Annotated in this window: 18 protein-coding genes and 1 pseudogene; 10 read left to right on the forward strand and 9 right to left on the reverse strand. The window is 58.5% G+C overall.

Features of this window, described 5'->3' with window-relative positions:
• Positions 1-94: 94 nt before the first annotated feature.
• The 6 genes and pseudogenes from AC3B5A_RS03445 to AC3B5A_RS03470 form a co-directional block, all read right to left on the reverse strand.
• Complete coding sequence (locus tag AC3B5A_RS03445) at positions 95-2,791, reverse strand: hypothetical protein (protein WP_489798877.1); 2,697 nt, start codon at positions 2,789-2,791, stop codon at positions 95-97.
• Positions 2,792-3,267: 476 nt separating this feature from the next.
• Entirely contained in the window at positions 3,268-4,344 is a 1,077-nt protein-coding gene (locus tag AC3B5A_RS03450; RefSeq protein WP_489798879.1) for a class C sortase, read from the reverse strand.
• A 101-nt stretch (positions 4,345-4,445) separates the two neighbouring features.
• The gene (rplT, locus tag AC3B5A_RS03455; protein WP_489798881.1) at positions 4,446-4,829 is read right to left on the reverse strand and encodes a 50S ribosomal protein L20; all 384 of its coding nucleotides are present in this window, start codon (positions 4,827-4,829) and stop codon (positions 4,446-4,448) included.
• A 51-nt stretch (positions 4,830-4,880) separates the two neighbouring features.
• Entirely contained in the window at positions 4,881-5,075 is a 195-nt protein-coding gene (rpmI, locus tag AC3B5A_RS03460) for a 50S ribosomal protein L35 (RefSeq protein WP_489798882.1), read from the reverse strand.
• 215 nt (positions 5,076-5,290) lie between these two features.
• Positions 5,291-5,989 (reverse strand): annotated as a pseudogene (gene infC, locus AC3B5A_RS03465) (translation initiation factor IF-3); the annotation flags it as partial.
• 936 nt (positions 5,990-6,925) lie between these two features.
• On the reverse strand, positions 6,926-7,294 hold the full coding sequence (locus AC3B5A_RS03470; protein WP_489798884.1) for a VOC family protein: 369 nt from the start codon (positions 7,292-7,294) through the stop codon (positions 6,926-6,928).
• A gap of 360 nt (positions 7,295-7,654) precedes the next feature.
• Here AC3B5A_RS03470 and AC3B5A_RS03475 point away from each other — a divergent pair, with 360 nt between their 5' ends.
• The 6 genes from AC3B5A_RS03475 to AC3B5A_RS03500 all read left to right on the forward strand — a co-directional run bounded on the left by AC3B5A_RS03475 (position 7,655) and on the right by AC3B5A_RS03500 (position 12,095).
• Complete coding sequence (locus AC3B5A_RS03475; protein WP_489798885.1) at positions 7,655-8,404, forward strand: thiamine diphosphokinase; 750 nt, start codon at positions 7,655-7,657, stop codon at positions 8,402-8,404.
• A 75-nt stretch (positions 8,405-8,479) separates the two neighbouring features.
• Positions 8,480-9,037 (forward strand): arsenate reductase family protein, encoded by a 558-nt coding sequence (locus AC3B5A_RS03480; protein ID WP_489798887.1) that lies wholly within the window; start codon positions 8,480-8,482, stop codon positions 9,035-9,037.
• Positions 9,038-9,098: 61 nt separating this feature from the next.
• A complete protein-coding gene (gene gap, locus AC3B5A_RS03485) occupies positions 9,099-10,154 on the forward strand; it encodes a type I glyceraldehyde-3-phosphate dehydrogenase (RefSeq protein WP_489798889.1) in 1,056 nt (351 codons plus the stop codon).
• 543 nt (positions 10,155-10,697) lie between these two features.
• Positions 10,698-10,988, forward strand: a complete 291-nt coding sequence (locus AC3B5A_RS03490; RefSeq protein ID WP_489798891.1) for a hypothetical protein — start codon at positions 10,698-10,700, stop codon at positions 10,986-10,988.
• Entirely contained in the window at positions 10,916-11,869 is a 954-nt protein-coding gene (locus tag AC3B5A_RS03495; RefSeq protein ID WP_489798893.1) for an aldose 1-epimerase family protein, read from the forward strand. The genes AC3B5A_RS03490 and AC3B5A_RS03495 overlap by 73 nt, the downstream gene beginning before the upstream one ends.
• Before the next feature lie 151 nt (positions 11,870-12,020).
• Complete coding sequence (locus AC3B5A_RS03500; RefSeq protein WP_003817083.1) at positions 12,021-12,095, forward strand: 50S ribosomal protein bL37; 75 nt, start codon at positions 12,021-12,023, stop codon at positions 12,093-12,095.
• Between the two features lie 94 nt (positions 12,096-12,189).
• Here the strand turns inward: AC3B5A_RS03500 and AC3B5A_RS03505 are convergent, their stop codons facing one another.
• Complete coding sequence (locus AC3B5A_RS03505) at positions 12,190-12,501, reverse strand: hypothetical protein (protein WP_489798895.1); 312 nt, start codon at positions 12,499-12,501, stop codon at positions 12,190-12,192.
• Positions 12,502-12,587: 86 nt separating this feature from the next.
• The gene (locus AC3B5A_RS03510) at positions 12,588-13,226 is read right to left on the reverse strand and encodes a sigma-70 family RNA polymerase sigma factor (RefSeq protein WP_489798975.1); all 639 of its coding nucleotides are present in this window, start codon (positions 13,224-13,226) and stop codon (positions 12,588-12,590) included.
• A gap of 218 nt (positions 13,227-13,444) precedes the next feature.
• Between AC3B5A_RS03510 and AC3B5A_RS03515 the strand changes: the two genes are divergently transcribed.
• From AC3B5A_RS03515 to AC3B5A_RS03530, 4 genes are all read left to right on the forward strand, one after another.
• A complete protein-coding gene (locus tag AC3B5A_RS03515; protein WP_489760432.1) occupies positions 13,445-14,185 on the forward strand; it encodes an exonuclease domain-containing protein in 741 nt (246 codons plus the stop codon).
• 155 nt (positions 14,186-14,340) lie between these two features.
• Positions 14,341-15,999 (forward strand): UDP-N-acetylmuramoyl-L-alanyl-D-glutamate--2,6-diaminopimelate ligase, encoded by a 1,659-nt coding sequence (locus AC3B5A_RS03520; RefSeq protein WP_489798897.1) that lies wholly within the window; start codon positions 14,341-14,343, stop codon positions 15,997-15,999.
• 126 nt (positions 16,000-16,125) lie between these two features.
• A complete protein-coding gene (locus AC3B5A_RS03525) occupies positions 16,126-17,370 on the forward strand; it encodes a carboxylate--amine ligase (RefSeq protein WP_489760430.1) in 1,245 nt (414 codons plus the stop codon).
• A complete protein-coding gene (locus tag AC3B5A_RS03530; protein ID WP_489760429.1) occupies positions 17,367-18,104 on the forward strand; it encodes an aspartate/glutamate racemase family protein in 738 nt (245 codons plus the stop codon). Before AC3B5A_RS03525 ends, AC3B5A_RS03530 begins: the two co-directional genes overlap by 4 nt.
• Before the next feature lie 18 nt (positions 18,105-18,122).
• On the opposite strand, the gene AC3B5A_RS03535 is transcribed toward AC3B5A_RS03530, so the two are convergent.
• A complete protein-coding gene (locus tag AC3B5A_RS03535; protein WP_489798899.1) occupies positions 18,123-21,866 on the reverse strand; it encodes an AAA family ATPase in 3,744 nt (1,247 codons plus the stop codon).
• Between the last annotated feature and the right edge of the window lie 54 nt (positions 21,867-21,920).

Consider the following 21,920-nt stretch of genomic DNA (forward strand, 5'->3'; position numbering starts at 1 on the left):
GGGTTTCACATCTTGTTGGGTCACCCCGCCGGGCTTCTGCAGAACCTCCGCAGCCGCTTGAGACGGTCGAACCGCTGACTGGCTATCGCATTCATCAGGCCTCCACCGCCTTTCCGGATTTGGTGCATCTCGCTACAAGCGTCTGTGTCATGGATCCTGCGGAGAGCAGGGCCACCACCAGGCAGGCCACCAATCCCATCAGGTTCTGCGGCCGGTCTCCGGTCATCGGCATCTGACGTATCGGAGTGACGAGCTTGAGGTCGAAGTCCACGGTCACCGACTCGTTGGTTTCGGTGTCGTCCGACTTGAACTTGGTCAACCCCGAGGTCATACCGTTCGGTACCGCGAACGACCAGCTGCCGTCTGCCGCCACCGTGGTGGCGCCGGTGCTGCCGTTGGGCCAGATGACCGTGATGACGGCACCTTGGTCGCCTTCAGTGCCTTCCGGCAGGCGGTAGGCCTTGCCTCCCACCTTGGCGTTGGCACCGGTGCCTTCCAGCGCAACGTCAGCAAAGCGCGAAGGCGTCATATCGATCGTGCGCACCGTGGTATCGGTGGACCATGCGGACTGCATATTCTGCGGATTGGTGAGGATGGCGCGAATCACGTACCGCTCCCCCACCTGCCGTTCGGAGGTGAATGTGCTCGGTGTGGCCGAGCAGGTCCACGGCTGGTTCTCGCCGGCCGCTGCGAACGTATGGTCGCATTCGGCAAGCAGATCACCCGGGGCGGGATCAGCCTGCGGCTGCACCGCGGTCCTCGCGCCCCTTACGGACTGGGCGTTCGCGGCAGCCTCATGCTGCGCGTAGACACTCAGCTTTTCGCCGGGCTGATAGGTGGTCGCCGTGCCATGAATCTTCACCATGGATCCTGCAGGCAGCTCTCCGTTGACGGTGTGAGGCGCCTCCACGGAACTGACCACGGGAGCGGGGCTGACCGGGGCGGCGCCCAGCCGAACCGTCTGGATGTTGGAGAACTTCGAAGCCAGCTCGTATCCGCTGTCGGGCTCGACTTGCCAGGCGTGGTAGCGCTGCGTGTATTCGCCGACGCCGCCAGGGTTGGGGTTGGTGTCAAGCATGTCCTGGAACTCCCAGTCACCGTTCGAGTTCACCAGTGCAGTGCCCACGAAGCGGCCTCGCGTGCCGACGTTGTCCGGATCGCTTTCACTGATGATGTGCCCGGGTTCTTCGGCGTAGAGATGCACGGTGTAGCCGGGAGTGCCCCTGCCTTTAAGCGTGGGGTGCTCGAGGATTTGCGCGTTGTCGTCCGGCTCGTCGATGGTCGGAGGCTCAGGAGCCGGCACCGAGAACTTGTAGAACGCGGTGTTCACGTCCCAGCCCTTGTCCATGATGGCTTGGGCCTCACTCTGAGGCATGCCTGCCGTCACACCCTTGGCAGCGGCGGCCTGATCATAGAGCGGGTTGTATGCATCTTTGTAGGGAGCAGCGGCACAGTTTCCGATGGAATCGTCTTTATTGGTGGTAACCGGCCACGTGACGAGTTTGAAGTAGCCGTCAAGGCTCTCTTGGTCATCCTTGGCTTTCTTGAAGTCGATAGAGCCATCTGCCTTCTGCGCCGGCATCAGGTTGCCATCGGCATCCGTGGCCATGAGGCTGTTGGAACTCGGGTGTTGGAAGTTAGGCCAGCTATTCGTCGGAGCAGGAGCGTTAAACGAGGAATCTTGCCCCAAAGTGCCGTTGCCGGTCACATCCTTCTGCCCGGTAACCAACTTGGCGGTAGGCGTCAGATCCCTGACCGGCACCCAGTCCTTGCCGTTTGCCAATCCCAACCACTGGAAGTAGTAAGATGTAGTCTTCTGGCAAGGCGCATTCAACCAAGCAGGATTATTCCAGTCCAAGAAGAAGGAATAGGGCGGGGCCGTGCCTTCGGGAGCGTTCTCGGCAGTGTAGGTTTGATTCCACTCGTTTTTTACACCCGCGAATCCATAATCTGTAACCAAGCCCCAATTGGACTGTCCATCACTCCAAAGCGTCGGCTTATCGTCATAGCCCACGAAGGAGCGCGGCCCATTGCCGTACTGGGTTGTTCCAGAGGGCGTTCCTAAGCCGGAGTAAGCTCGAACAGAATAGCCGGCAGCTATGTTGACTCTGGGAGCACCTGACGAGAAGTCCCCGCTTATGCTGGTTCTAGGTTTGCCGGTATCTACGAACACATACTCCGGTATGGCTGTGCCTCCGAGAGTGGCGCCGTTGTTCACATTCAGGAACGCTCTGTCACCAACGGCAGAGATTGACAGATAGTCGTAGTCTCCCGAAGCGAGGATGGAATGGATGGTGAAGACTTGAGAGGTGTTCTCAGCCCATTTCACAGCGCCCGCCTGACCGTTGGCCGTGTTCAGATACGTCAATGACGTTCTATTGGGGTTGCTGGGGTTGAGGTTTGACGCATCAGGATAGAAGTTGTAGAACATCTGAATCCCACAGCTACGAGGCTGACTCACGTCAGCCCCGCTGGCGCACTGCGTAGGATTGTCGATGTTTACCTGGTCATGGGCCACTCGCACCATGAAATCCATGCGAAACTCGTCAAGGCGCGTATCCATGCGGTTGGTGTAGGCCAACATCTTGAAGAGCTTCGGCGTGTAGTCAATTGCCTGCGACCCGACGCCCTGCGCCGCGATCGACCCTTGTGCGCCTGCAGCCCCGCCGGCTTCGGGCTTGTCCGCCCAAGCGACAGCCGGCAGGCCTACCGCGCCGCAGAGCGCGATGACACTGGCCGCAGCAAGCGCGACCAGGCCCCTATGCACCCCGTGATTTCGGTTCCCTATCATAAGACCCACCTCCTAGTGTAGCCAGCCGAACGGCTTATTGACCAACACCATCGGGCTGATAGTTACATAGTAGACCTTGTGAACTGCATCACTAAACAAACCTGACCATTTTGCGCAGTTTGAACTGTATTTTCGTTTCCTGCACTACTTTTAGCTAGTAATAAATCAGTATTATTCCCACTGCTGCCTGATTTATCAGGTATTTCTCAGAAAACAGCAGAGCTACTCAAAAGTTATGTCCGCAGCTTAATATAGGCAACTTTTTGCATAGTATAAGCAACTTCACGCAAGAGCCACTTCGCCCGTGCACCAGCCGGTGCCCCCGTCAGCACCAGCCATCACACCACCGCATCCATCACGCCAGTAGCAGCACCAGCGGCACTGGCAGCACCCTTGCATAACCAGAACCGTCACATCTCATGCCCACACCGGCAGAGCCGCACGCACGCCCCCTGCTCAAGCTCAGGAATCACATCTCACCCTGCCTGCACCGGCAGAGCGTGGCGCACCGGCCAACGCCTGCGGTTGTGCACCGCCACCACCGTGACCCCCAGCAACGCCAACGCCACAAAGGTCACCGCCGACACCATAAGCGCGTCACCGTTCGCATCTCGCAGGTAGGGAATGTCCTCAGGAATCGGACGGCGCTCAGCAGTGAACACCAAACGGTGCGTGTTGACCCCGTAGGGGGTGCAGGTCATGAGCGTCACCAAGTCCTTTCCCGGCACCACCGTGTACAGGTGTGTGTCATCTGGATCCACCACGTTGATGGCGGCAATGCGGTAGCCCATGGTGCGGTCGAGCGTTTCGATATAAAACACATCGCCTACTTCCAGCTCGTCGAGCCTGGTGAACAACAGAGCATTCGGGCGTCCTCGGTGACCGGTGAGCACGCTGTTCGTGGACGCACCGCCCACCGGCAGACTGGTTCCATACAGATGCCCGGCACCCTTGTCGAGCACAGTATCGGAAGTGCCGTGATAAATCGGCAGTTTCAGCGAGATTTCAGGCGCTTCTACCACACCCATCACACCTGCGCCCTCGTTGAGCAGGCTCTGATACTCACGATCCGTATCGGCCTTGGTCGGAGTACGGTCGCTCTTGGATTTATGGCCGCTTTTGCCGTTGTCTTTTGCGGACAGGAACGGGTCGGGGAACTCTCCCATGAATTGCTGCCCCGAAGCGGCAATGGCCGCGTTGTAACGTTCCGCCCGGTTGAATTCATCGGCGATTTTGCCCTGAGGCCACTTCTGCACGCGGCTCATGGCCGCGATGGCTTCGGCCTCCTGTTTACGTGCGTTCAGGTATTGGCTGGTGGGCAGGTACAAAGCCAGCCCCAGTGCGGCGAGCAGCAGGAATACCATCACGCCTTTGGCTGCGGTAATGACCCTGCGCCGGCGCAGGACGGCAGCGAAATGGTCGAATCCATCCTGCATGACCTGTACGAACGAGGGCATCTCAATGCGGCCATCCGACGCATCACTTCGTCCGTTCGAAGGCCGAGGCAGTGGCTCAGCCACCGTCTCGCTTCGTTGCTGCCCCTTCGTGTTCATACTCACACCATAGCACTCCTCAGCCGTTCACCTATAGCAAAAGGACCCTGTGCATAAGCGCAGAGTCCTTTACTGAGGCGGAAACCGCCTTACAAGATGGTTCAGGCAGCCACCGGAGCGTTCACATCGGCGGGCAGCGCAGCCTTGGCCTGCTCGACGATCAGGTTGAACGTCGCCTCGTCGCTTACGGCCAGCTCGGCCAGAGCGCGACGGTCAAGCTCAATGCCAGCCAGCTTCACACCCTGCATGAAACGGTTGTAGGTCATGCCCTGAGCACGAGCTGCAGCGTTGATACGCTGAATCCACAGCTTGCGGAAATCTCCCTTGCGAGCCTTGCGGTCGCGGAAGTTGTAGTTGAATGAGTGCAGCAGCTGTTCCTTGGCCCTGCGGTAGGAGCGCGAACGCTGGCCGCGGTAGCCCGAAGCCCTCTCCAGAACGACGCGACGCTTCTTATGCGCATTTACCGAACGCTTGACACGTGCCATAACTTTTCCTCCAAATATAAAACGTTAAATATTACCTGCGGCAGGTCGCGTTCAGCGATTCAGCAGCTTCTTCATGGTCTTGCTCTGTGCGGTGGGCAGCACGGAGTCGCGGGACAGGTCGCGGCGCTTCTTGGAAGACTTGTGCTCCAGGTTGTGGCGCATGCCGCCGCCGGCGTGCATGATCTTGCCGGTTCCGGTAACGCGGACGCGCTTCTTGGCTGCCGAGTTGGATTTCATCTTTGGCATTGCTGCCCTCCTTGTCAATGGGTATCAACTGATGACGCCCTGTGCTTAGACATACCGCCGAAGCACAAAGTTCTGTGTTATTCCGCCTTGGTCTCAACACTTGCCGGTTTGGTGGACCCAGCAGGCTTGGCCGAAGCTTTCTTTGCGGCTGGTTTCGCCTTATCAGCAGAACCTGCCGGCTTCTTGGTATCGGAAGTCTTTGCGACGGGCTGAGCTTCGGCCTTCAGAGACGCACTCGCCTCTTGCGCCTGAACCGCTTGGGACTCCTGCTTGGCCTTAAGTCGTGCCGCCTGTCGAGCTTGGCGCTCAGCGCGCGACTCAGCACCGCGACGGCGCTGCTCGGACTGAGTGTGTACCTTCTTGCCCTTGGGCGCCAACGTCATCATGATGTTGCGACCCTCCTGCTTGGGGTAGGACTCGACAGTGCCCAAATCAGTCACTTCGTCAGCCAAGCGCTGCAGCAGTTCCACACCGCCGATGGGGCGTGACTGCTCGCGGCCGCGCAGCATGATGGTGACCTTGACCTTGTCGCCGCCTGAAAGGAAGCGGGACACATGGCCCTTCTTCACTTCGAAGTCATGCTCGTCGATCTTCAAGCGGAAACGAATCTCCTTGATTTCGGCCGAGCTCTGGTTACGACGCGCTTCGCGTGCCTTGATCTTCTCGTTGTACTTGTACTTGCCGTAGTCAATGAGTTTGGCGACCGGAGGCTTCGCGTTCGGAGCCACCTCAACCAAGTCGAGATTCGCTTCCTTCGCCAAGTTCAGCGCCACGGAGGTCGCGATGACCCCCACCTGCTCGCTGTTCGGGCCGATCAGGCGGACTTGGGAGACGCGTATCTCGTCGTTAATGCGTGGTTCTGTGCTGATGATGAACTCCAATCCTTCTTCGCTCTCGCGAGCGCGCTGCTGCATACCGTAACGATGAGTTCAAACACAAGCTAGTCTCAATCTATCCATGAGACATACTTGTCTGCGCCATAACGGCGCGACATATTGACACAACAGGCCATATGCCTTGAACCCGAAGCTACGACAAGCTCCCAGGTGGGGCGCACCCACTTTCTTGATTGCTCAAGCTACTTGCCATTATACCAACCGCCCGGACATAGCAAGAACGGCCGTTTCACGGCGGAACTATCCAGCCACGTAGCCACCCCAACCACGCAACCGCGCAACCACGCCAACCACCAAATCACGCAACAAAACCGACACTGAATGCGAATAAGCGACGGTTCTGTTGCACAATCACTCAACAACGCAACCAAACCGACGCTAAACACACGTAAGCGACGGTCTAGTCGCGATTAGCATATGCCACGCTACAAAACCGACACCAAATTCCTACAAGCGACCGTCCAGTTGCACAACCACCAAGTCACGCACCGAAACCGACGCTGAATACGAATAAGCGACGGTTCAGCTGCGCAACCACACAACCGCGCAACAAAACCGACGCTGAGTATAAGTAAGCGACCGTTTAGCTGCGTTGGGCGTATGACACGCTACACAACCGACACTAAACACACGTAAGCGACGGTTTAGTTGCACAATCAATCAACCGCGCAACACAACCGTCGCTGAGTATAAGTAAGCGACCGTTTAGCTGCGCTTAGCGTATGACGCGCTACAAAACCGTCGCTCACACGGATATGCCGCCACAACTGGCCCCTCAGTTACGACCGCTGACCTCAGTTACGACCAGCGACCCTAATTACGACTCGCGTCCTCAGTTACAGCTGTTGTCCTCGATTACGAGTTACGACCGGTGACCCCAATTACGACTGGTACCCTCAGTTACGACCCGCGACCTCAATCACAAGTTATGACTGGCGCCCTGAATCGTCGAGATTACTTGTCGAAGACTGCTTCGATGTTGTTGCCATCGGGATCAAGCACGAACGCGGCGTAATAGTTGGGACCGTAATCGGGGCGCGGACCAGGCTCACCGTTGCTGGTGCCACCAGCGGCGAGCGCTGCATCATAGAAGGTCTGCACCTGCTCCTCATTTTCAGCAACGAAAGCGAAGTGGCCGGGAGCTGGAACGACACCTTGCTTGGGCGCTGCGATCCACACGCCGTCGTGGTCACGCATGTCAGCAAACATGGAAGTTCCAGGGAATTCAACTGCTTTGACATAGCCGAGCGGCACCAAAGCAGCCTCGTAGAAGGCGGCTAGCGCATCGTGATTATTGGTGGCGATGGTAAGGTGATTAATCATGTTCTCTCCTTGGAAGGTAGGCGGCCGCAGCCGTATGTACCGGACATATTAATGTGTGCCCTACACCACAAATCTCGTTCAGTTTGATAGTCATTTTGATAGTCAGTTTGATAGAAAGACGGCAATCCTACAGCTCGATGGGAAAGACCACACCGCAGCAGGAACGCTCACCCGAAGTATCAGGAACGCTCATCCGAAATAGCAGTTGACCTGCAACCACGCCGTCGTCATCTACACCGCACAGGAACGCTCACACGTCAGAACAAACAAAACCCGACAGACAGCAAAACACCCACTCCATTAAGATACGCATAAGATATGTCTGACAAGTCCAGACAACGCACGCGCTACAGTAGGGGCATGAACAGCACGTATGATTGCGTCGTTTTTGCGGCGGGTGAATATTACGGCAACGAACCGGGCACTGCCGAATTGCCCGACGAATGGCTGGTCGTGGCGGCGGACGGCGGTGCCGCCCATGCCCGAGAGCTGGGCGTACGACCGGACATATTCATTGGCGACTGCGACTCGTACCCAGGAGGCGCAAGCTCAATAGATGCCGACACGATCATCACTCTGCCTCCCGAGCATGACGACCCGGACATGCTCTCTGCACTCAAAGCAGGTTGGAGCCGCGGGGCTCGGCGCTTCCACATATACGGCGGTCTTGGCGGACGTACTGACCACGCCATTGCGAACATGCAACTGCTTGCCCTGCTGGCACAGTGCGGCGGTATCGGGTTCCTGCACGGTCGGGACGACGTGACCTGCGCCCTGAGCGACGGCACGCTCAGCTTCCCCGCCACATCCCATAGCCAGACCGGTATGGTGTCCGTGTTTCCGCACGGCGGCACCGCACGCGAAGTATGCGAAACCGGCCTCAAATATGAGCTGAGGAACGCCTCTTTGGACAGTGCCGCAGTGCAGGGAGTAAGCAACGAATTCGTCGCAGGACGCGCAGCCGACATCACCGTCGGCCATGGCACACTTCTGGTCGTCTTCCCGGCGGGCGCTCCCCTGCCTGGCGTTGCCACCGAACGTGAAATGCCTGAATCCTTGGGGCCGCTCGACACCACGGTCACATCCGCCTTGGCACCCTCGCCACGCTGACCTTCTGCACAATCGATCGCACGCAGCAGCGACACGACATTGTTTCGCAATCCCGATCCAGAAAGGACATCATCAATGACATCCGCACACACCGATTCGCGCGACATCACACAGCGCGATGCTGCACCACAACACAGCGCAGCACCTCACCGCAACGCAGCACAGCAACCCACCGACACAACGCCTCACACCGCGCAACCAGAGCAACCAACACAACCAACGCAGACAGCTCAGACAGCCGAACAACCGGCCGGCAGCGAGGCGCTGTTCCTGTGTTACCAGCGTTGCACCACCTGCGCCAAGGCCCGACGCTGGCTCAATGAGCACGACGTGGCGTTTCGTGAGCGTGACATCAAGAGCGACCACCCCAGCTACGAGGAACTGAAGGAATGGCACCGGCTCAGCGGTTTGCCGATCCGCCGGTTCTTCAACACATCCGGGCAACTGTACCGCGCGATGAACCTCAAAGACAAACTCCCCGAGATGAGCGACGACGAAGCCTTGCATCTGCTGGCAAGCGACGGCATGCTGGTCAAGCGGCCGATAATAGTGAGCGCTCACAATATCTTGGTCGGTTTTACGCCGAATGACTGGGCCGAGGCCCCGCTCGGTACAGCAGCCAAGCTAAACTAGGATACGTTGGCAAAGAACGGTCGGGACACGTTCGCCCCGGCCATACCCAAGGGAGAATTACATGACTGTAAAGATTGGTATCAACGGTTTCGGCCGTATCGGTCGTCTTGCTTTCCGTCGCATCTTCGAGCTGCAGGCTCGCGGTGGCGAAGCCGGTGACATCGAGGTCGCGGCAATCAACGATCTGACCACCCCGTCCATGCTGGCCTACCTGCTCAAGTACGACAGCACGCAGGGCACCTTCCGTCACGACGACGGCACCCCGGTCGAGGTCACCTCCACCGACGACGCCATCGTGGTGGACGGCAAGGAATACAAGGTCTACGCCGAGAAGGATGCCCGCAACATTCCGTGGGTAAAGAACGATGGCGTGGAGTTCGTGCTCGAGTGCACCGGCTTCTACACCTCCGCCGAGAAGAGCCAGGCTCACTTGGATGCAGGCGCCAAGAAGGTTCTCATCTCCGCTCCCGCCAAGGATGCCGAGACCCCCACCATCGTATACGGTGTGAACCACGAGACCCTCAAGGCCAGCGACAACATCGTCTCCGCCGGCTCCTGCACGACCAACTCCTTGGCTGCCATGGTGCAGCTGCTGGACAACGAGTTCGGCCTCAAGGTGGGCTACATGACCACCATCCACGCCTACACCGGCACCCAGATGCTGCTTGACGGCCCCCGCTACCCCAAGGGCCGCAACAACCGCGCCGCCGCCATCAACACCATCGAGCACTCCACCGGCGCCGCCAAGGCCATCGGCAAGGTCGTGCCCTCCGTCGAAGGCAAGCTGCAGGGCCACGCACAGCGCGTGGGCGTTCCTGACGGCTCCCTGACCGAGCTGACCTCTGTGCTCAACAAGGAAGTCACCGCCGACGAGATCAACGCCGCGTTCAAGAAGGCCTTCTCGGACACCGAGTACTACGGCTACAACGAAGACGGCATCGTCTCCTCCGACATCATCGGCGACACCCACGGCGGCGTCTTCGACCCCACCCAGACCGATGTGAACACCGTTGACGGCACCACCCTGGTGCGCACCGTCGCCTTCTACGACAACGAGAACGGCTTCACCTGCAACATGATCCGCACGCTGCTCTACTTCGCAGAGCTCTCCAAGTAAGACTCGCCTAGCAGGCACAGACGGCGCATGTCAGCAGATGACATAGCTCGGATAGGCTCCTTCGGTTTCCCGGAGGAGCCTTCTTCTAAGTCAGAACTCAAGACAATCCAACATTCATGTGAATATAGCATCTACTTCCACAGCGTCAACTACGATTTTAACGGTCAAGCTGCGGACTACATCGCTCATGCCGCGTTCGTTGACTTGGAATCCAACAAACATGACGCATTCAGGTTACTAAAACAGACAACACCTCGATAACTCATGTCGCCATTGCATAAGATGAAATGACCACCCGGCCTATCGGGTCTACATACAGAACCGAAGAACTCCCGGAGTTCTTGTCAGCCGAGTGGAACCTTTACTGCAATGCTACCAGTGAAACACCAATAACGCAACAGATACCTCACAGAAGAGAGCCATCCGCTGTGTTCGACAGGTCTTAACGACCAAGGACAGCTCGGCGACGGCACCATCACCAACCGCAGTGCCTTCTGCCGCCGATATGAGCCATGTCCCTGCAGACGTACGTTTACCCACATCGTGGCAGGTTATCATTCCAACATGGCCATCGGCTCCGACGGAAACCTCTACGCTTGGGGTGACAATCAATTCATGCAGCTGGGAGACGGCAGCACCGCCAACCCCGATGCCACACAGTCACTCACCTACACTCGCTCATACGATCAAGATGACAGCGATTCCGCACCTCCTCAAACCGGAGTAGAGTGGGAGGCACTGCCACTTTTGAGGAGGAAACCATGGCATTTGCACCAATCCCGCCCCGTTCGGGCCAACAGTTCACCATCACTTACGGTGACTACACGGCAGTAGTCACCGAACTCGGCGCCACGCTGCGCAAACTCACCTACCAGGGCAAAGACGTCATCGTGCCGTGGGATGCCGACAAACCGGTGCCCTGCACCAATGGCGAGCTGCTCGTCCCCTTCCCCAACCGCATCGAGAACGGCTCCTACACCTTTGAAGGCAACGACTACCAGCTGCCCATCGACGAAGTGGAACGCGGCAACGCCATCCACGGTTACGGGTACCGCTCCTTCTGGAAGCTCGAAGCCTTGGAGGACGCCAGAGTCACGCTCTCATGGCGAGTTCCCGGCATCAAGGGATATCCCTTCGACCTTCGCGTGCTCATCACCTATACCTTGAGCGAGCAAGGGCTCGGCATCGAAGTGACCGCAGAGAACCACGACCATGTCGCAGCCCCGTGGGCGTTGGCCCTCCACCCGTGGATCGCCAACGGGTTCAACGGGTACGGCGACGAAATCGATCAGCAGAACGCACAGTGCCGGGTCACCATTCCCGCAGCCACGCATGTCACGGTCAATGAGAACCTCATCCCCACCGGCACCGAACCTGTGGACGGCACAAAATATGACCTTCGTCAACCCACCGCGCTCACCGAGCAGCCGTTCGACGACGCGTGGACCGACCTGGAGCGAGATGCCGAGGGACACGCCTGCGCCGAATTCTCGCGGCCTGACGGCATGCATGTGCGATTGGGGGGCGATAAGAGTATCACCTCGTTCCAGATGTGCACCGGCACCGGGTTCGCAGCCCACAAGCACCCATCCGGCGTGGCCATTGAACCGCAGACCGCGTATGCCAATGCGTTCAATACCGGTAACGACCTCATCACCATTGCGCCGGGTGAATCCAGCACGACCACTCTGTTCATCAATGCACGCTTTGAATAGCGCATGCTTTGAGTAGAGCACGCTCTGAGTAGGGGGCTGCGACACTTCCAATATTCTCGTTGCATATTTTCGGGCGAAATAGCGCCGAAAGTCGCGCGAGTGTGCGAGAATAAGCCAAGTTGAATACTTTTCCGATGTAAAGGAGTCCATCATGGGTATGCGCGGACGTAAGCGTAAGGATCGCCGCAAGAAGGCAGCCAATCACGGCAAAAGGCCAAATGCCTGAGTAGCAGACCTATTGAGAATGCCCCTGTAGCACACGCTTGCAGGGGCATTCTCATATGCGCTGACACCTCATATGCACTGACACCTTGAGGGCATCACTCGACGCTATCGCGTGCCTCGCTCTCCAAACAGCACCGGTCAAGCGTCGATTCAATACGAGAAATCAGTTGTTCCGGAGCGGCTACAGGACGCAACATATGCCTGAGTCTGCTAATGAGCATCTGTTCGGCCGCATCGCAACACGAGGCCGGGTCAAAACATTCATCGGGCGATTGCGAACCGCAGGCATGGACCTGCGAGGAGTCTTCGTGCGCCTCGTACGCGCTGGTCACACTCATGCTCACCGAGCCTGACTCAACATCCACTTCACCTCGGGCACTCACAGTTCGCCGCACCACACCGCTCATGTTCGTCCTCTCGAGACTGCTTCACTGCATTCGTCTTTCAACGCGCACCATTACCGTCTTATTCTAAACGTTCAATCCCCTGCACGCTAGTGATTCGCCGGAAGTGAATCAGCAGCAGGACGATCAGCATACCCATGGTCCACCGCGTAGTCGGTCAATTCCTTCTTGAGCTGCGTGCGAGCGCGGTTGAGACGGCTCATCACCGTACCAATCTTCACACCTTGCTCCTCGGCTACCTGCTTATAGGATTTTCCGTCAATCGCCGTGTCGATGAACACTTGCCGCCGTTCAGGGCTCAGGTTGTTGAGCGCCGCCATAATCTCCTGTGGCGCGAACGCGTCAAGATATTCTTGCTCAGCGGATTTCAAACCGTCGGAAGCATGCTCCGAAGAGGCGTAGATGTCCCAGTCATCGTACTCACCAGTGGCATCGTTGGCCCTTGCCGGCCGCCTCTTGGCCTTGGCATACTGGTTGAAATACGCATTGCGCTCGATAGTGGTCATCCAAGCTTCAAAATTGGTGCCTTCATGGAAGCTGTCGAAGGCCTTGAAACCACGCTCATATGCGTCCTGTACCAAGTCCTGTGCATCCTCGGGATTATTGGTGAGCTTCATGGCGTAACGGTAGAGCCTGTCTACAGCGGGAAGCGCAAGACTCTCAAACCGACGTCGTTTCTCCGCCAAAGTTTCGCTCGCAGAAGAGGCCTGCACTGCGGGATTCTCCATGCTCACAGGCATGACTGACCGCCCGGCGGCAGAAGCACCTGCACGCTGCATCACGGTCGTTGTCATTGTCTGTTCCATGCCTCTATTGTAAATGGCAAGCCGTGCCATACCGACACTCATTGCGCGATTTGCACCATTCGTGGTGTTTACTGCATCACCTCGTCCACAAATCGTGCATGCAAACTTGGCGTATCGCGCCTTTTGAGCATAATAGAAGTATGCATGCTTCACCAGACACACTCATCACAGCAATCAACAACTCGCCCGAACAAGACATCGCAACCACGCTCGGCAATTCATATCTTCTAGGATTCGATACGGAAACCACCGGCACTTCCAGCCGTGACGCCATCGTCTCTGCGGCACTGGTGCTGCGCAACCCCGAGACCGGGTTCGAGGGTGATGTCACGGCGCAATGGCTCGTGAACCCACACCGTCATATCGAAGCAGGAGCCAGCAAAGTCAACGGGTTCACCGACGAGTTCGTGCAGGCCAACGGCGAAGAACCACAGGTCGCCATAGCTCAGATAGCCCAAGTCATTGCTGCAGCTCAAACCAAGCGCATACCGTTGCTGGCGTACAATGCCCCGTTCGACGTACGCATGATCGCCGGCGATCTGAAGCGCTGGAAACTGGATCCGCTGCCAGAAGAGCTGCTGGTGGTCGATCCGCTGGTCATCGACCGTGAGGTTTCCCACCGTTCCGGCAAGCGCACCCTGAGCGCCACTACTGAATATTACGGTGTGGAACCGCACGGTGACTTCCATGACGCCATCGCGGACACCATCGCCGCCGTCGATTTGATTGCTCCCATGGCTCGCTTGTTCCCGCAAATCAACACGCTGAAGTTGGAGGATCTGATGGATTGGCAGCGCCAAGCGCATGGCACATGGCGCGAATCGTTCAACAAGTGGCTGGAGAGCCGGGGTCGCAGACCCGTCAACGACACGTGGCTGTGACTTGGGACCGGCGACCGCTTGCGAGCCGACTCTTCCCGGCATCGTAGCAAGCTGAATCGGCAGCACCATCGCCTAGGCCATGCGGTACCCTTTCCTTGAGATTTCTCATCGTTTCGCCCTGCACATTCAGGCGAATTCCCACAGAAAGGGCGGGTATGGCATTCACGTTGGCCGATGCGGCACGATTGCTGCGCGAGCATCACATGCTGCGCGAGATGGTTCAGGGTGACACGTGGTCGCTTAACCCCGCTGATTTCGACAAGCAGACCGGTACCGGCGGCGCTGTCTCCACCCTCCCCATACAGGCGCTCACCTACGACACCCGCAGTATCACCACCGGTACCATGCTGTTCTGCAAAGGCCGTTTCCACCCCGAATACCTGAGTTCAGCTGACGGACAGGGGCTGCTGGCTTACGTCTCCGAAGCGGAATACAGCGCAGCAACCAAGGCCGTGGGGCTCATCGTCGATGATGTGTATCAGGCCATGAGCTTGCTGGCGGACGAATTCTATGGGCATCCCCAGCGTGACCTGACCCTCATCGGCATCACAGGCACCAAAGGCAAGACCACCACTGCCTACTTCACGCAGGCCATCCTCAACGCAGCAAGCGAGGGACGGGCCGCGCTCTTCTCTTCGGTGGCCAACTGCTTGGACGGCACCACCTACGCCGAATCGTCCCTGACCACCCCCGAATCGTTGGACGCACTGCGCATGATGCGGCATGCCGTTGATAACGGCATGCGCTACCTGGTCATGGAGGTCTCCTCGCAGGCGTACAAAGTGGGACGGGTATACGGGTTCACCTTCGACGTAGGTGCGTTCCTGAACCTCTCTCCCGACCATATCAGCCCTATCGAGCACCCCACGTTCGAGGATTATTTCCATTGCAAACGCCAACTTGTGGCCAATAGTCGCACACTGGTGTTGGGCGCCGACTGCACGCACGCCGATCTTATCGAACAGGATGCCGCGGCAGCGCATGTTCCCGTGCGGCACTTCCGTGTGCTCAATGATGAGCCTACCGAGGACGAGGCAAGGCAATTCTTGAGCCACGATGCCGATACGCTTGCCTGGCCCGACCTTGGCGGCACCGGTTACCGAATCGTGAGCGGCAGCGAGGCGAACATTCCTCTCGAGGGGCGTGGCGGCACTGAATCGGAAACCTCACACAACACCCTGTTCCATTTGAGTATGGACGGTGACTTCAACTATGCCAACGCTGCCGCGGCATTGAGCATCGTCCGCAGCGCAGGAGTGGACGTGAACGCGCATGATGCCGCGCATGCTATCGAAACCGTACGCATCTCGGGGCGCATGGAAGAGTTCGAGGATTCAAGCACCAACACTGCGGCCATCGTCGATTTTGCGCACAATTTCGCCAGCGTGAACGCCGTCATCGACTTTGCCTTGCACCGTTATGCAGACCGATCTCCCCGTCTGACACTGGTCACGGGTTCGGCCGGAGGCAAGGCCATCGACCGGCGCCAAGGCATTGTGGAGGCTGCCCAAGGCCGGGTCGACGAAATCGTTCTGACGGCAGACGACCCGGACCGTGAAGACGCGGCGGATATCTGCGCCCAGATGCAGCGCCATCTCACCGACCCGTCCACCTCGTCGCGTGTCATACTCGAGCGGGGCGAGGCCGTGCAGCATGCCCTGCGTCAGGCGCAAACGCACGATGGTTTCGACGTGGTGCTCATCATCGGCAAGGGCGAGGAACAGTGGATTAAAATCGACGGCAAACACGTGCCATACGAAGGTGACACAGCCATCGTCAAGCGCATGTTCGCGCCGTCTGCCGTTGCGCGATGAGCGCCACACTGCAGACCGTTCTCAAGCGCAAATCCACGTCACAGCCCAACGCCGAACGCACATCACCCGGCATGGCAACCAACGTCAATCACACCAATGCAATCACACTGAGGTAGAGTTACAGATATGAAGCAATTTCAGCCAGTCCTGCTCGGCAGCGACATCAACGCCTATGGCATGGCCCGCGCATTTCATGAGCAATACGGCATCGTTTCCACCGCGTTCGCACATTTTCAACTCGCCCCCACACGATTCAGCCGCATTGTCGACATGCACATCGTCGAGGATTTCGGGCACGACGATACCTTCCGCTCCACGCTGCTCGAATACGGCAAGCGCATGCGTGAGCAACGTCCGGATACCACACTGCTGCTCATCCCCTGCGGTGACCTGTACGCCAACCTGCTGAGCCGGCACTCGGCCGATCTGGGCGAATATTTCGTCTTCAACACGCTCGACCCTGCGCTCAACCGTCAGCTCAGCTACAAGAACACGTTCTACGAGACATGCGAGCGCTACGGCCTGCCTCACCCAAAGACCAAAGTGCTCACCGCCAAGGATGTGGAGCAAGGTGAGCATAACAACCTGCCGTTCAGCTTCCCGGTAGCCATGAAGCCGGCGGATTCCGCTGCATGGCTCGACGTTGATTTCCCGGGCCGCAAGAAGGCGTTCATCATCGAGACCGCCGACGAGCTCGATACGTTGATTCGCCGCGCTTACGCAGCCGGTTACCGCGCCGAGATGATCGTGCAGGACTTCATTCCCGGCGACGACAGCCACATGCGTGTGCTCAACGCTTACGTGGATCAACATCACCGAGTGCGCATGATGTTCCTGGGCCACCCGCTGCTCGAAGACCCTACCCCTGAGGCGGTCGGCAACTATGCGGCCATCATCCCGGACTACAACGAGCGGATCTGCATGCAGATCAAAGCGTTCTTGGAAGATATTCAGTACGAGGGCGTTGCGAACTTCGACATGAAATACGATGAGCGCGACGGGCAGTACAAACTGTTCGAAATCAACTTGCGGCAGGGGCGTTCCAGCTTCTTTGTGACGCTCAACGGCTACAATCTCGCCAAGTATTTCGTCGACGACCTTGTGGAAGACACTCCCTTCGACGGGCAGACGACCATTGGCCGCGGGTCCAAGCTGTGGATGGAAATACCGCGTTCGGTTTTCACCGACTACGTGGCGGAAGGCAACGAGAAAACGCTGGCCGAATCCATGATCGCCAAGGGCGACTGGGGCACGACGCTCGAATACAGCAACGACCGCAATCTCAGACGCTCCATGCTGATCAGGCACGCCTATTCCATCTATAAGAAACGGTATGCCGAATTCTTCAAGCAGAAGGCCGATCTGAAATGAGGCGGCCGTTCTTCGCTGTGATCGGAGGCATGGGCACGCTCGCCACCCAGTCCTACATCGGTTTGGTCAACCAGCTCACCGGCGCCCGCACCGACCAGGAATTCCTGGACTATGTGGTGTTCAACGACGCCTCGGTGCCTGACCGTACCGATTTCATGCTGGGAGCAAGCCAGGACGATCCCTTCCCGGTCATCGCCGACGACATCGAGAAAGCCACTGCGCTCGGAGCATCGTTCATCACCATTCCCTGCAATACGGCGCATGCCATGTTCGACAGGTTCCAGGCGCTCACTGATGTGCCGATTCTCAACATGCTCGATGGGGCCGTGCGGCATATGAGTGAGCATTACCCTGTCTCATCCCATCCAAGGGTCGGGTTCATGGGCACTGAAGGGTCGCGCGCTTCGGGCGTGTACCAAGCGGCGGTGCAGGCGGCAGGATATACGTTTGTAGCGCCTGATGCCACATTGCAGGCCAAAGTTGACGATCTGATCTACCGGGATGTGAAAAGCGGCGGACCGTTGAGTCAAGAACGCTACCAAGACGTATTGCACGAGCTACTCGACACGAGCGAACATGCTCAATACCGGTGCGATTCGGTAATCTTGGGCTGTACCGAGCTGTCGGTGCTGGACGAGGCATTCCCCTCCCCCAGTGTGCCCATCATTGACGCACAGCACATTCTGGCGGAAGATACCGTGACCCGGGCTCTGGCGTTGCGCCGGCAATCCTGACGACTTCACCTTTGCCTGTCACCGCTCAGCATCCGCTTGACGGTCGAGCTTCTGGCTGATGACCGCACTCACCCCATCGGCACGCATGGTGATGCCGTAGAGCGCGTCGGCGATACTCATGGTGCGCTGCTGATGGGTGATGATGATGAGCTGGGCATGTTCGCGCAGATCGTTCAGCGCATTGAGCAGGCGAGTCAGATTGAGATCGTCGAGCGCCGCTTCCACCTCGTCCATCACATAGAACGGGCTGGGACGTGCCGTAAAAATGGCAAACAGCAGCGCCAGGGCGGTCAGCGATCGTTCACCTCCCGAAAGCAGGCTCAGCTGCTTGACGCGTTTGCCTGCCGGACTGGCCTCTACAATCACACCAGTGGTGAGCATATCGTCCGGGTCTTCCAAACGCAGTCGTCCCGTACCTCCGGGGAACAGGGTGGCGAACACCTGCTCGAACGCTGTGGCCGTGTCGTCAAAAGCTTGCCGGAACACTTCCACCATGGTGGCATCCAAGTCCTTGATGAGTTGCAACAGATCGTCCCGGCTTTTGGCCACATCGTTACGCTGCTCGTTCAGGTACTGGTTGCGTGCCTCCAGCGCCTCGAATTCCTCGGTGGCCAGCGGATTGACCTTACCGAGCGCTTTCAGGTCGCGCTGTGCCTTGAGCACGCGCTTCTCCTGCTCCTGTCTTACATACGGCACACTCTGGTACGGCACAACAGCATCGCTTTCACCGTCCGTGCCGCGCTGCTTCTCTAACTCCGTCTCCATCATCTCCGATGTTGGGGGCAGAGCCTCTGCCCCCGCAACCGGCACCGGTCTGCCGTTTTCGTCAAGAACCGGTACCGGTAGGTTCGGCCCGTACTCGCGCACCAACTCTTCCAGACCCAGCCCCAGCTCGTCGGAGCTTTGCTGTTCCAACTGACCGTATCTCGCCGCCAGACGCTCACGTTCCACATCCAGATCATGCTCTTGGCGCTGAAGCTGCGCCACAGCAGGTTCGGCTTGGCTGCGCTGTTCACGCAATGCTTTCAGCTCGTTGTCGGTGCCACTGGCTTGCCGTTGCAGATACACGCGATACTGCCCCACGGCTTCCAATCGTTCACGTACCAGACGTGCCACCGCTTGAGCGTCGCCGGCTATGGCTGTGGCATGGCTTGCCTCACGTTGACGTTGCTCGTTGATCCGCTGCATGCGTTCACGCCGCTGTGCCGCATCGCTGGCTTGAGTGTGCAGCAATCCTGCCTGCCGTTGCAAGGATTCGGCCTTGCGATTGGCGTCGTTCCAAGCGATTTTTGCACTGGTCTCGACTTCACGAGACTTGTCCAGCTCGCGTTCAAGCAGCCCGGTGCGGTTTTCCACATCGTTGAAATCGGTGCCGTCCGCAGCACTCTCATCCACCCGTTCCAGCGCGGTTTTGGTGTCGTCCAGTTTTAACTGGTGCTCTTCTAGATCGTCATGCAACCTGTTTTCACGCTCGTCGAGCGCACGTATTTGGCCATCCAGCCGCTGCAATCCCGCATGTGCCTCATGCAGGGATTGCTCAGCCTGCTTGGCTCTGGATCTGGCTTCGGCACGGGCGGTAGCTTGTTTATCGACTTCTCGCCCTGCTTCATCGCGATCGCGCTGAGCTTGCTCCACCTGCTGTTGCACCTCGGCGGCCTGTTCAGCCACCAGTGCCGCCTCAGCCAAAGCTTTGTCCCGTTTGGCTGCCAAGGACAGGTCGCTCTGCCGCAGAGCGGAACCTCCGACCGCTCCCACCGGGTTCACGATCTCGCCGTCGCGAGTCACCGCTTGCCTGCAGCCACGCTTCACCGCAGCAAACCCGTCATCCAACGTTTCTACGGCAGCGATGCCCTCCAGCAACAGACGCACCGATTCCACCACATAAGCCGCTTGACTGGGGTTGTGTGCCTCTGCGTTCGCGCTGACCAGACTCGCCATAGAATCCGCCCTTGGCTCATGGACAGTATTACTCGTCATGGCGCCGGCACCAGTCTCGCCGCCGGTGTCACCGGATGCATCACCGCTGCCAGCAGCATTCCCCTCACCGGACCGACCATCACCAGTCAGCGGGTACAATGCCACCGCGCGTCCCAAATGCTCGTTTTTGGCGCGCAGCAAGGCCGCACCCGCCCCCTGCTCGTCCGGCACCACCAGCGCGTTGGCGAATTGCCCCAAGGCCTGAGCCACCGCTTCTTCCCAACCATCGCTCACATGGATGAACTCGGTCAACGAACCCAGCACGGTCACATCGTCATCAGCTTTGAGTTCCTCTGCCGCATTACGACTCTCTAACGTATCGTCCAGCGCCTCGGCCTTGGCTTTGAGCGCAACGACGTTTGAGTCAAGGTCACGCTTGTGCCGGCTCAACTCCTCGAAGCGTTCGGTACGTTCACGCAATGCGTCTCGTGCCTGATCGAGCTGATCGGCATCATGCTCATCATCGGCAGGCCTGTCTTGTTCCAGCCCAGCGATGCGCGCACGCATGTCGTCCCGCTGCTGGCGCAGCCCTTCACGCTGCAAGTCAACATCGGCGAGACGTGTCTGCGCCAACTGCGTAGCAGCTTCCTCCTGTGCCAGCAGAGAACGCAGGCCGGACTTCTGGCTTTCTCGCTGCTGCGAGACACGGCGCAGCTCATTGAGCGTCTGGCGTGCGGCAGCCAAGCGCTTCTCAGTTCCGGCACGTTGTTCTGTGGCTTGATCGAATGCCAATCTTGCATCGTCAGCGGTCTGAGCCGCTTGCCTGGTTTGTTCGTCCAGTTCGCAGGCCCGGGCTTCCAGCACGTCGGGGTCTTCCCCGAACCCTGTAGACACTTGCTCACGTGCGTGGCGAGCGCGTTCTGCGGCAAGGGCGGAAAGGGCTTCGAACCGTTCCTCCAACTGGGAATAGTCATGCCATATCTCATTGGCCTGTGCGATGGCGGGGCTGGAACGCGAACTCAGTGCTTCCGCCTGTTCGATACGCTCCTTGATCGTCGCCAAGCTGCGCTGAGCCTCTTCCAGCTCCCCGCGCACCATGCCCATGCGATTACGCGCCTGTTCTCGCTGTTCCACCACCTCTTGCGCATCGTCGGCAAGCAATCGTGCCTGGGCGTCCCTGAGCGTGACCTGTATGCCGTCGGCACGCCGGGAAATCTTGGCTTGCCTTCCGAGCGGACCGAGCTGTCGGTGAATTTCCTGCAGCAAGTCGTCGGTACGAGCCACGTTGTCTTCAGCGTGCTTGAGTTTGCGCAGGGCACGCTCCTTGCGCTTGCGGTGTTTGAGGATGCCTGCCGCTTCTTCGATGAACGCACGATGACCGGCAGGATCCGCTTTCAGAATCGCATCGAGCCTCCCCTGCCCGACAATGACGTGCATCTGCTGTCCCAGACCGGTATCCGAGAGCAACTCCTGGATGTCAAGCAGCCGGCACGATGAACCATTGATGGCATACTCGCAGGCTCCCCCGCGGAAGATGGTGCGCGATATGGTCACTTCGGTGTAGTCGATGTCGAGCGCACGGTCGGTATTGTCGATGGTCAGGCTCACTTGGGCGCGGCCCAACGGAGGGCGGTCGGACGTACCGGCGAAAATCACGTCTTCCATGGCGGTGCCGCGCAGATTTTTGGCACCCTGTTCGCCCATCACCCAAGTGAGCGCATCGACAATGTTGGATTTACCCGAGCCATTGGGCCCCACCACTGCGGTAATGCCCGGCTCGAAGCGCAGTGTGGTAGCCGACGCGAACGACTTGAATCCGCGAAGCGTCAGCTCTTTCAAATACATGGCTTACCGTGGCACCCGTCTCATTCTGCGTTCCTAATGTAACGTAGCTTACTC

This window comes from Bifidobacterium sp. ESL1133 (genome assembly GCF_058107325.1).